11 protein-coding genes are annotated in these 11,994 nt (G+C 40.6%); 1 reads left to right on the top strand and 10 read right to left on the bottom strand.

What is annotated here, in order from left to right; all coding sequences use genetic code 11:
- The 9 genes from Q0296_RS03735 to pheS all read right to left on the bottom strand — a co-directional run.
- Nucleotides 1–550: DUF4304 domain-containing protein (locus Q0296_RS03735; RefSeq protein WP_298036683.1), on the bottom strand; the 550-nt coding region annotated here is incomplete at its 3' end.
- A 24-nt stretch (nucleotides 551–574) separates the two neighbouring features.
- Nucleotides 575–1,141 (bottom strand): elongation factor P, encoded by a 567-nt coding sequence (efp, locus tag Q0296_RS03740; protein ID WP_004317246.1) that lies wholly within the window; start codon nucleotides 1,139–1,141, stop codon nucleotides 575–577.
- A gap of 21 nt (nucleotides 1,142–1,162) precedes the next feature.
- Nucleotides 1,163–2,743, bottom strand: a complete 1,581-nt coding sequence (gene serA, locus Q0296_RS03745) for a phosphoglycerate dehydrogenase (RefSeq protein ID WP_298036709.1) — start codon at nucleotides 2,741–2,743, stop codon at nucleotides 1,163–1,165.
- Nucleotides 2,737–3,219 (bottom strand): hypothetical protein, encoded by a 483-nt coding sequence (locus Q0296_RS03750; RefSeq protein ID WP_148803969.1) that lies wholly within the window; start codon nucleotides 3,217–3,219, stop codon nucleotides 2,737–2,739. Before Q0296_RS03750 ends, serA begins: the two co-directional genes overlap by 7 nt.
- Nucleotides 3,220–3,224: 5 nt before the next feature.
- On the bottom strand, nucleotides 3,225–4,901 hold the full coding sequence (locus tag Q0296_RS03755) for a 30S ribosomal protein S1 (protein WP_298036690.1): 1,677 nt from the start codon (nucleotides 4,899–4,901) through the stop codon (nucleotides 3,225–3,227).
- Nucleotides 4,902–4,981: 80 nt separating this feature from the next.
- Nucleotides 4,982–5,806 carry a 4-hydroxy-3-methylbut-2-enyl diphosphate reductase gene (locus Q0296_RS03760; RefSeq protein ID WP_009294294.1) on the bottom strand — a complete coding sequence of 275 codons (825 nt, stop codon included), beginning with the start codon at nucleotides 5,804–5,806 and terminating at the stop codon, nucleotides 4,982–4,984.
- Entirely contained in the window at nucleotides 5,796–7,073 is a 1,278-nt protein-coding gene (aroA, locus tag Q0296_RS03765) for a 3-phosphoshikimate 1-carboxyvinyltransferase (protein WP_298036694.1), read from the bottom strand. Before aroA ends, Q0296_RS03760 begins: the two co-directional genes overlap by 11 nt.
- Nucleotides 7,070–9,406 carry a phenylalanine--tRNA ligase subunit beta gene (gene pheT / locus Q0296_RS03770; RefSeq protein ID WP_298036697.1) on the bottom strand — a complete coding sequence of 779 codons (2,337 nt, stop codon included), beginning with the start codon at nucleotides 9,404–9,406 and terminating at the stop codon, nucleotides 7,070–7,072. Before pheT ends, aroA begins: the two co-directional genes overlap by 4 nt.
- Complete coding sequence (gene pheS, locus Q0296_RS03775; RefSeq protein WP_194173227.1) at nucleotides 9,403–10,398, bottom strand: phenylalanine--tRNA ligase subunit alpha; 996 nt, start codon at nucleotides 10,396–10,398, stop codon at nucleotides 9,403–9,405. The genes pheT and pheS overlap by 4 nt, the downstream gene beginning before the upstream one ends.
- Before the next feature lie 118 nt (nucleotides 10,399–10,516).
- Between pheS and Q0296_RS03780 the strand changes: the two genes are divergently transcribed.
- A complete protein-coding gene (locus Q0296_RS03780; RefSeq protein ID WP_298036703.1) occupies nucleotides 10,517–10,870 on the top strand; it encodes a histidine triad nucleotide-binding protein in 354 nt (117 codons plus the stop codon).
- A 48-nt stretch (nucleotides 10,871–10,918) separates the two neighbouring features.
- On the opposite strand, the gene Q0296_RS03785 is transcribed toward Q0296_RS03780, so the two are convergent.
- Nucleotides 10,919–11,994 (bottom strand): methyl-accepting chemotaxis protein (locus tag Q0296_RS03785; protein WP_298036706.1); only part of this gene is annotated, 1,076 nt, incomplete at its 5' end.

Below are 11,994 nucleotides of genomic sequence, written 5' to 3' on the forward strand. Positions count from 1 at the left end.
GAAATTTACTCCATCTTACTTCGCTACCGTGCTTTGCATAAAGCATCTTGGCATGAGAGATCAAAATTTTACTTTTATCTTTTATTAAAAGATATTCGTAGAGCTGATTTATCGCTGCAAGGCCGTTTTGTTCGAGCATTAGCTCTATTAAATTTTCCTCCTGGCTACTTTGCTCGAAAAATTTAAAGATTAAATTTAGCTCGTTTGCTACATTTTCATAAATTTTAGCCACGTCACTATCTGGCTCTAGCTCGTAGTATGCAGCAGATGTGCGAGTGATTTCATGTATTCTGGCTCTGTAATGGCACTCATACTCTTTTGGCTTGCTAAGCGCTTCTTTGCCAAGAGTAGCCTCTAAAAAAGGGGCGTAAATGCCGCAATTTATATAAAATCTCGTGCGCTCTGAGCTATTGCCACTACTTTTTTGAAAATTTACAACGCAGATAAAATTTGGGGTATTTTTGTAAAAATTTAAAGCGCTCTTGCTAAAGCCATTATCCTTAAACAGCGGCTTTAGCAGAGCAATGAGCTCGTCAAATTTCTCTTTCATAAATTTAACGTGCCAGATGTATGGTTATTTATTTGCGCGCTCGATGTACTCGCCACGAACTGTATCAACGCGGATGACCTCGCCTTCTAGTACGTGAAATGGTATCTGAACTACCGCGCCACTCTCAAGAGTAGCTGGCTTTTTGCCGCCTTGTGTATCGCCCTTGAAATTTGGTGGAGTCTCAACTATCTTTAGCTCGACTACTTGCGGTACTTCAACACCGATCGCATTGCCGTTGTGAAATAAAATTTCAACCATCATGCCATCGATCATCCATTTTTTAACATCACCCACGTCCTCATCGCTGATCGCAACTTGCTCGTAAGTAGTCGTGTCCATAAACTGGCAAAACTCACCATCATCATAGAGATACTGCATCTCTTTTTCTTCAAGATGCGGCTGCTCGCACTTGTCACCTGCGTGAAAAGTCTTTTCAAGAACCTTTCCATCGACAAAAGATTTGATCTTTGCACGAACAAAAGCTGCACCCTTGCCCGGTTTAACATGTTGATATTCTACGATTTTATAAGGAACGCCATCGATCTCGATCTTTAGTCCCTTTTTTAGATCGCCCATTGAATATGAAGCCATTTTTTATCCTTTCGTAATTTGTTATATAACTGCGTATTGAGCCCAAACACAAGCTTCAAGTGCGTTTAATCTCTCTAGCGTTTCTGTTTTTATGTGTTCATCGACCAAGATGACCGCAAGCGCCATGCCGTGCTCATCTCTGCCAAGTCGGAAGTCTGCTATGTTTATCTTTTCATCGGCCAAAATTTTACTGATCTGAGCGATAACGCCTGGTACGTCGTGGTTTTTAAAGATGATCATCTTGCCTTTTGGCTTGAAGTCAGTCTTGAAGCCATTTACGGTTACGATGCGTTGTTGATTTTCACCAAACACCGTACCGCCAACGCTTACGATGCCGTTTTCAGTCGTCAGACGAACTGTGATCTTGTTTTTAAAGATGCTGTCTCCACCTGTGCTAGTTTCGGTAGTTATGCCTTTTTCATCGCATAAAAATTTAGCATTTACGTAGTTTATCGCGTCGCCAAGACTCTCTTTTAAAGCACCAACTATGGCAAATGTTAGCAGTGAATTTGCATATTCGCTAATCTGCCCGTGAGTTTCTATGCGGATAGCCTTGATGGCGCTTTTGTTGATCTGAGCTGCCAAGAAAGCCATCTTGCTTGTAAGCTCGATATAAGGCTCAACAAATGGCGGCAAGTCTTCTGTTTTGATCGGTAAATTTAGAGCGTTTGGATAGCTTATACCGCGTGCTGCTGATATAGCCTGCTCGACTGCCTCAACGGCGATGTTTCGTTGCGACTCAAGAGTGTTTGCACCAAGGTGTGGAGTGACGCTTACATTGTCTAGATCAAGAAGTGGATGACTTGTTGCTGGCTCTTTTGTAAAAACATCGATGCCAGCAAAGGCTACCTTGCCGCTTTTTAACCCCTCATAAAGTGCCTCTTCGTTATAAAGGCCGCCCCTAGCGCAGTTTATAAGTCTTACGCCATCTTTCATCTTCGCTATCTCTTTAGCGCCGATCATATCGGTTGTCTCTTTGGTCTTTGGAGTGTGGATCGTGATGAAGTCACATGCCAAGATGTCGTCAAAATTTTTAGTATAAGTGCCGCCCATATCGATGACCTTAGATGGATCAATATATGGATCGTATGCGATGATATCCATGCCAAAAGCTTTTGCGCGAGCTGCTACTCTTGAGCCGATGTTGCCAAAGCCGATCACGCCTAGTTTTTTCTTAAACAGCTCAACTCCGTACCACTTCTCACGCTTCCAAATTCTATCTAGCTTTAGATCGTTGTGAGCGTATTCAAGTGATCTTGCAGCTGCTAGCATGTGAGCCATAGTTAGCTCAACTGCTGCGATAGTATTTGCGGTTGGGACGTTCATAGCGATGATGCCTCTTCTTGAACAGCCATCAATATCAACGTTATCCACGCCAACACCAGCTCTAACGATAGCTTTTAGTTTTTTACCAGCTTCTAAAAACGCCTCATTCACCTCAGTCGAGCTTCTAGTGATAGCCACATCGGCCTCACCTAAAATTTTTAAAAGCTCGTCTTTTGGGGTATTAACTGCGTCTATTATATTTATATCTTGCTCTTTTTTTAAAAGCTCAAAACCTACTGGGTGTATCGCGTCGCAAACAATGATAGTTTTCATAATTTTACCTCTCTTACACTTGAGTGGATGTCGTAAACTCTTAGCTGCAGTATGATATTTTGAAGCAACTTTGAGTCTTGGGTATTTAAAAAGATCTGGCTTTTGGCGCCGTCCTTTACAACAGTGAAATCAACCTCGCTACTTCGCAAAGTCTGCATCAAACAAAACATAGAGTAGATGTCGTTTTTATCTATCATAAGTTCATATGCTGTGATCTTTGGCTTTTCTATCTTAGGTCGGTTGTATTCTATAAAAATTTCGTTTACAGGCAATACGTAATCTTTTTTCTTAATAGTTGCCAACTCGTTGATCCAGTTTTCACTGCCGGCTGTGTTTTTGGTTATATTTTGCTCGTTTGTTATATTGTTTTCTGGGATCTGGCTGAAATTTACGCTTGCAAATTTAACAAGATAAATTCCAACCAAACCTAATATCACAAAGAGCAGAACAACTACTAATAAAAGTGTGCGTCTGCCCATTTATACTAGCGTAATTGTTCTTTTATAATGTCGCCAAGTGTTACTTTGTCATCGTTGTCGTTGATCTCATTTAACACTTCACGCTCTTTTTGTTTTGCTAAACGGCGTATGCTTAGGCGAATTCTATTTTTCTTCTCATCGATAAATGCAATAGCAGCTTCGATCTCATCACCGATCTTTAACGTGCTAGCATCTACACTACCTAGATCTTCTTTGCGGATTAGCGCATCGACGTTATCGCCAAGCTCAACAAATACGCCAAACTCTTTAATGTCACGGATCATTCCTTTTACGATGTCGCCTACACTAAATTTATTAGCAAATGCTTGAACTGGGCTTTGTTTTAGATCTTTTAGGCTTAGAGAAATTTTTTGCTCAGCGCTGTCGATTTTGATGATCTTTACTTCTAGCTCGTCGCCAGCTTTGAACATATCTTTGCACTTATCATTTCTATCCCAAGATGCATCTTCATTGTGCAGCAAGCCCTCAACGCAGCCTACTCTAACAAAAGCACCAAAATTTGTGATAGTTGTTACAACGCCTTTTACTACGTCGCCCTCTTTAAATTTAGCTTTAAATTCATCAAATGGCTTTGGAAGTAAATTTTTAAGGCTCACTCTTAAGCGGTGTCCTTTTGCGTCTATTTCGATAACCTCAACATCGATCTCTTGGCCTTCGCTGATGTGATCTTTTGGATTTTTGATATTTTTGTCCCATGAAATTTCAGATATGTGTAAAAATCCTTCAATATCATTTCCAAGATCGACAAATGCACCATAAGGCTCGATATTACTAACTGTTACCTTGATGGTGTCGCCAACTTCTAGTCCGTCGCTTATGATCTCTTCCCAAGGATCTGGAGTAGCTGCCTTGATAGATAGAGATAGGTGGCGTTTTTCGTTGTCATAGCTGATAACTTTAACTAAAACCTTATCGCCTTCTTTATATAAAGAGCTAGGATTTACTGGGCCTTTATAGCTTATCTCGCTATAGTGAACAAGACCATCTACGCCGCCAACATCAACAAACATACCATAAGTTGTGATTTTCTTAACTGTGCCCTCTATAACGCTATCGTTTTCTACTATGTTTGATAGAGCTTCTTTGCGTTTTTTGCGGTCGTCATCTAAAATTTTCTTTCTTGAGACAACGATGCTATTCTCTTCTTTATCAACTTTTATAACTCTTACTTTATATGATTTTCCGACTACGCCCTCAGCGTTTTTAAATCCACTGTGCGTTCTTGGTAAGAAAAATTCTACGCCATTTGCGTCTTGAGTGATAAAACCACCTTTATTTTTTCCAACTACTTTTACGTCGATTTCGCCAGAATTTTCAGGATCGTAAGCTTCGATGAAAGCTTTAACTTTCTCTTTTCTAAGTGCTTTTTTGTGCGACACTATAGGTCTTCCATTTCTTGATCCAGTTATTACAACTTTGATCGTATCGCCAACTTTATGCGTCAGGTTGCCGTTTGCGTCAGTGATCTCAGAAACATTTAAAATGCCTTCTGACTTCTTGCCAACGTCGATTAAAACCTCATCGCCATTGATACTGACGATCTTTGCGTCACTATCTTCTTCAGTCTTTTTAAAAGACTCCTCTAACATCGCAGCAAAATCGATATCTTCGATATCTTCGTCTTTTGCTTTTCCTAATTGAACACTTTTGTTCACAGCCATCTTGATCCTTTAAATTTTATTATGCCAGTAGAGGCAAATTGGCTTATTATAGTTAATTGTGGCTTTAGCTAGGATAAATTTTATACTTTTTTGATTCTATCGACGACTTTTTGTATGATCCAGTCAGGTGTGCTAGCACCCGCACTTATGCCACACAAATTTTTGCCATCAAACCATGATCTCTCAAGCTCTTCTTCGCTTTCTATTAGGTAGCTATCTTCGCAGAAATTTTTAGATATTAGGTAGAGTTGTTTTGTGTTTGAGCTGTTTTTTCCGCCGATTATTATCATCACGTCAGCTCTTTTTGCTAAATTTTTAGCAGCCTCTTGGTTTTCAAATGTCGCGTTGCAGATCGTGTTAAAAACGCGCAGCTCTTTTACATGAAGCATAAGGTAGTTTGCGATCTGCATAAATTTCTCAACTTTTCTAGTAGTTTGGCTAACAAGCGCGACCTTTTGCTTAAATTTAACGCCCTCTAGCTCGCTCTCTTCAAGCACAACATAGACATTACCCTTGGCATATGACTTCACTCCTTTTACTTCTGGGTGATGCATGTCGCCAAAGATCACCACATCATAGCCCTCTTCGCTCATTTTTTCGCAAATTTGTTGTGGCTTTGTCACAAACGGACAAGTTGCGTCGATCACTTTTATATCAGTTTTTTTTAGCTCTGCAAGGTCGTTTTTAGTGATGCCATGAGTGCGAATGATCGCCTTTTTCTCATCTTTTAGCTCGTCTATGCCCTCAAGCGTCTTTACATTGTAATTTTTCTCAAGCCTGTTTATCTCTTCATTGTTGTGGATGAGCGGACCGATAGTTGCGGCATCTCCGGCGTTTTCAGCTATCTTTATCGCCCTTTTTACACCAAAGCAAAAACCATAACTACTAGCAAGCTCAATCTTCAACCTTAGCTCCCATTTTCTTTAAAATTTCAGCAAAATTTGGAAACGAAGTGGCGATAAATTCGCTCTTTTCTATCTGCATGCCACATTTTAGCCCAAGTATGGCAAAGCTCATGGCGATCCTATGATCTCCGTGGCTATCTATCTTGGCAAATTTAGCCTCAGAGCCATTTATGATAAAGCCATCTTCGAGCTCGCTAGCATCGACACCGCACTGCTTTAGCGCATTTATCGTCACAGCTATCCTGTCGCTCTCTTTTACGCGAAGCTCTTTTGCGTTTGTTAGCTTGCTTTGACCCTTAGCGCAGGCAAATGCGATGGCTAAAGCTGGGGCTTCATCAATGAGCCACGAGATATTTTCGCTAACCTCTACACCTTTTAAATTTGGCGAGTATCTAACCTCAATATCGCCGATATCTTCATATTTGCTTGAGGTTTTGTGAAATTTTATCTCAGCTCCCATTTTTTCTAAAACCCTGTAAGCTTCGATGCGAGTTTTATTTAGCAAGATATTTTTTAAAATAATATGCGAATTTGGGATAATTAAAGCCGCAACCGCAAAGAAAAATGCCGAACTTGGATCATTTGGCACATCTATATCAAGTGGTGCAAGTGGGGCTTTCATAGGCTCCAGAGTGATCTCTAAGCCGTCACGCTTTATATCAGCTCCCATACCAGCAAGCATACGCTCGGTGTGGTCTCTGCTTAGCTCTAGCTCGCTAAATTTACAACCATTTGAGTAAAGTGCTGCTAGCAAAAGTGCACTTTTTACCTGAGCTGAGGCGATCTTGCTCTCAAAACTAAACCTTTCAAATTTCGTCCCTCTTATACAAAGTGGAGCGTTGTTTGCGTTATTTGCACCATCTATCTTTGCCCCCATCTCATTTAGAGGCTTTGCTATCCTTGCCATCGGGCGAGAATTTAAATATTTATCGCCACTTAGCACGAAAAAGCCATCCTGCGCGGCTAGTAACCCCATAAAAAGCCTCATCGCCGTGCCCGAGTTGCCACACTCTAAAATTTCATTTGGCTCTTTTATCTTTTGTGGTGGAGTGATTATTATCTCAACTCCGTTATCTTTGACATTTGCACCTAAGAGCTGAACGATCTTTAAGGTATTTAGCGTGTCGCCTGCTCTTAGATAGTTTCTAACGCGAGATGGTTTGTCACTTAACAGCGAAAAGATCGCACATCTATGCGAGATAGACTTATCAGCCGCGATGTCGTCGATAGTTAAATTTAGACTTTTTTCTAATGGATAAATTCTCATCTTATTCCGATATTTAGCTTCTCTTTTAGCTCGCTTAAAATTTTATCCATAAGCGCGTTTATATCGTCATCTTCAAGCGTTTTTTCCATATCTTGGAATATAAATTTAAGGCTAAGGCTGATCGCGCCGTTTAGCTTTGCGTCTTTATAGATATCAACCGGCAAGAACTCTTTTAGCTCTTTTAAATTTAGCCCTCTTATACACTCATAAATTCGTCCAGCCTCGAAATTTTCAGGCACGATGAGGCTAAGATCTCTTGTCGTGCTTTGAAATTTAGAGTATGGCACTGCTAAGACCGGCTCAAATTTAAGCTTTGCAAAATCAATCTCACAAACATAAGTTTTAGGCAGATCTCTTTTTGCCTCTACTCTCGCATCAACTCTGCCGATATAGCCGATCTTTTCGCCATTTTGATAGATGTGTGCCTGCTCGTATGGACTAAGATATGAGATCTCTTGGCAAGGTTTTAGCTCAAATTTACCTATTACATTTTGCACCATCGCTGCAAATGCGTAGAAATTTGCCTCCTCGCCCTTTGCGCCGTTTATCAGTGTTGGCTCTTTTAAAAGACCTGATACGACAAAGCCTAAATTTAAGCCTTGGTTTGCATTTTCGTCAAAAACTTCGCCAAACTCAAAAAGTCTAACTGAGCGCTTTGAGTTTTTGATATTTTTCTCGCTTGAGCTTAGAAGGTGATTAACAAGTGCTGGTCTAAGCGTGTTTAGTTCGTTGTTTATAGGATTTAGTATCTTGATCTTGCAAGGTTTGAAATTTAGCTCACTAAGCTCATCAAGGCTGTCAAATACGTAGTGCACGCTTTCAAAAAAGCCATTATCGGCTGCACGGCGCCTTAAATTTAAAGCATTTTTGTAGTCAAAATATGTCTTATTTAGCCTATCTTTCTCAGAGAAATTTAACGGCGTTGAGGCGATATTGTCGATACCTATTATCCTTACGATCTCCTCGCAGATATCATGCGAATTTACGATGTCGTGGCGAAATAGCGGCACTTTTACATTAAAGCTCTCTTGCTCGACATTTACCGCGATCTCAAAGCCAAGTTTCTTTAAAATTTTAACGACATCGTTTCTTGCAACCTCTTGTCCGATCATATTTTTAAGCTCGCCAAGTGAGATGCTTAGCGTGATAGGCTCGGTGTTTAGAAGTGATTGCTGTGAGCCTGCAAAAAGACTTAAGCTATCTTTAAAGCCAGCTAGCCTTTTAAAAAGATAGTCCGCCCCGTAAGCTAAATTTGGCTCGCTACCACGGCTTGAGCGATAAACCTGATCGCCTTTTGGTAAATTTTTATTTTCAAAAATGGCTTTTGAGACAACATCTGGTTTTACGTAGCTAGCCTCTACCAAGATCACCTTTGAGTCCTCATCGACCCTAGCCTCATCGCTTTGGTAAATTCCAGCAACACCTAAATTTTTATCCTCGCAAAAGACCACACACTCGCCATTTTCGCCATTTTTGATGTCAAAAACTGCTTTTTCGCCCTCGCCCACAAGCTTAGCGTGATCATAAGCTCTAAACAAGACGCCCGTGCAAAATGTCGCGTATTCAAGCAGTCTTTCTACTAAATTTGTCTTTTGGCACTCAATTAGAGCTAGCCTCAAGCGAGTTAATAAATTTTCACTTAATGCATTTTTTAGCTCAAATGCTTTATACAAAAACGAGCCATTTACCTTATCTTCGGTTCGCACAGACGCGATCCTGCCGATGCCTAGTAAATTTTCGCTATCTTCATTTTCATGGCTATCTTTCATATTTAGATCAAGTGCGGTGCAAATTTCTCTTGCGATGCCGTGTAAATTTTGGCAGTCGCCCCTGTTTGCAGTAACATCAACCTCTATGATCACATCTTTAAACACTTCAAATTCGCCAAGACTTGTGCCAAGTTTTAGCTTGCCTATACTCTCATCAAGTGGCAAGATGCCGTCATTTGTCTTAGGTAGTCCTAGCTCAGTTGAAGAGCAGATCATGCCGCATGACTCGATGCCTCTTAGTTTTGCCTTTTTGATCTCAAGACCATTTGGCATCGTCGTGCCAATGAGCGCAACTGGCACAAACTGACCAGCCTCGACGTTTTTGGCACCACAAACGATCTGAAGCGTCTCGCTACCAACATCAACCTGACAAACGCTTAGTTTATCGGCATCTGGGTGCTTTTCTCGGCTTTTTACATAGCCCACCACAACGCTTTTTGGTAAATTTATCTCTTTATAGCTATCAACTTCTAAGCCGATAGAGTTTAATGTCTTTGAAAGTGTCTCGCCGCTAACCTCGCTAAGGTCGATCCACTCGTTTAACCAATGCTTTGAAATTATCATTTAAACTGCTCCAACAATCTTAAATCTCCCTCAAAAAGTGACCTTAGATCAGGCACTCTATGAAGCAACATCGCAAATCTCTCAACGCCAAGGCCAAAGGCATATCCGCTTACATTTTTATAGCCAACTGCCTTAAATACATTTGGATCAACGACGCCGCATCCAAGCACCTCAAGCCAAGTAGTCTGCTTGCACACTCTGCAGCCCTTGCCGTGGCAGAATATACAACTAATATCAACCTCAGCGCTAGGCTCCGTAAATGGAAAGAAGCTAGGACGAAAACGCACTTCAACATCGCCAAACATATGCTTTAAAAAGCCCTCAAGCATTGATTTTAAATTTGCAAAGCTAACTTTGTCTGCATCCTCGACCACAAGGCCCTCAACCTGGTGAAACATCGGTGTATGCGTTAGGTCCATATCACGTCTAAAGACAGTGCCAGGCGCTATCATGCGGATAGGTGGCTTTTGATTTAACATAGTTCGCACCTGAACTGGGCTCGTATGTGTCCTTAAAAGCCTAAAATCATCTAGGTAAAATGTATCTTGCATATCCCTTGCTGGGTGGTATTTTGGTAAATTTAGTGCCTCAAAGTTGTGAAAATCATCTTCTATAAGCGGCCCAGTCTCAAGTGAGAAATTTAGAGCTAAAAAATATTCAATTATCTTATCCATCGTGGCCATTACAGGGTGCAACGCCCCGCTAGCAACAGGCTCGTTAAAGAGCGTGATATCAGCAGCCTCTTTTTTCATCTTGCTATCGATCTCTTGCTCGCCAAGCTCGGCCTTTTTGGCTTCTATAAGCGCGCTTAGCTCATCTCTTTGCTTGTTTAAATTTGCTGCAAATTCCTTTTTCTCATCCTCGCCAAGCTCTTTTAGCTTTGCAAAGCCTTGCGCCAAGATGCCCTTTTTGCCAAAAATTTCTACCCTGACCTTCTCCAGATCATCAAGAGTTGAAATTTCATTTTTGATTTTGTTAATGAAATCTTGCAATTTTTTACCTTTATGAATTTTTGCATCGATTTTATAGAAAAAGAGTTAAAATCAAGATAAAAAGCACGAAATTTAAGCACACTTTGATATAATTTCTCAAACTTTCAAAGGAGCTAAAATGACCATATTTGAAAAGATAGTTGCTGGTGAAATTCCTTGCAACAAAGTGCTTGAGAGCGAGAAATTTCTAGCTTTTAATGACATAAATCCAAAAGCGCCGATTCACATCCTCATCATCCCTAAAAAACACTACAAAAACTTCCAAGAGATGGATCCAGTTTTGATGGGCGAGATGACTAAATTTATCCAAGAGGTCGCTACATTAATGGGCGTTGATAAGAGTGGATACCGCCTCATAACAAACTGCGGTGAAAACGGCGGTCAAGAGGTCATGCACCTACACTTTCACCTACTTGCTGGCGCAAAACTTGGCTGGAGTGAAGGCGTAGCCGACCCACAAAGCACATTTTAATCCAAATTTAGACTCAAAACTGAGTCTAAATTTCACTAAATACTAAATTTATTTTCTAGCGGACTTTATCGCCTTAAGTAGCTCTTCAAAGCCAGTTTTACTTGAGTGCTCAACGTCTTTTAGTATCTCAACGCCAGCTAAATTTGCCTTATCTTTATCAGCAAAAATCGCCATAGCCTTGTCTAGTCCGTGATGGACATTTTCGTGGTGAGCGGCGATATTTGAGAGAGTTTTTGTATCTTTTATCAGAGTGTTTTTTACCTCTTTATCATACCACAAGCCAAATCTACACTCATGCACGTCTTGAATTTTATTTATCTCACCAAGCAGCACGCCTCGGTAGCCATTTAGCTTCATGTTGATGTGATCTATCTTGCCGTTACTGACATTGACCTCATTTGTTACGTTTAAGGCTTGATTTAGGATGTTTTGCGTGTTGGCATTTACGCTTGAGATGTTGCCCTCAAAGCCGCCTAAAATTTGCATCGCATTTGCTGAAATTTTAGAGAAACTCTCGCTCATTTCGATCATTGTATTTGCACTTTGCTTAAGACCATTTATATTTACTTCAACTTCAAGTGTAGCTTTTTGCGTGCGCTCAGCAAGTTTTCTAACCTCATCAGCCACGACCGCAAAGCCCCTGCCATGTTCGCCTGCGCGGGCTGCCTCGATAGCGGCATTTAGCGCTAGCAAATTTGTCTGATCTGAGATGTCTTTTATGAGATTTATGATCTCAACGATAGAATTTACGCTTCCATCAAGCGAAGAGGCATCGTTTGAGAGGTCACCGCTCATCTGGCTCACTTGCTCGATCGAGCTTAAAATTTCAGCCGTTTGAGACTTTAGCTCGCCTGTTTCTTTGAAGGTTTTTTCATTTAAATAGTTTATATTTTCAAGCATTTTTAAATTTTCTTCGATGGTTGATTGTAAGAAATTTATACCGTCTTGGTAGCTTGAGATCAGCAAATTTACAGCTTCTTTCTTATCTTTAGCCTGCTCTTGTGGCTCGCAAGTTTTAGCGCTTTTTAACTCGTTTTGTAAAGCTAAAATTTTAGCCTTTAAAGCTTCATTTTCTCTCTCTAAAGCTTCATTTTTACTACCAAGCTCTTTGCTTTTGCTGTCAA

This window comes from uncultured Campylobacter sp. (assembly GCF_937890585.1).
In the GTDB taxonomy this organism is placed as follows: domain Bacteria; phylum Campylobacterota; class Campylobacteria; order Campylobacterales; family Campylobacteraceae; genus Campylobacter_A.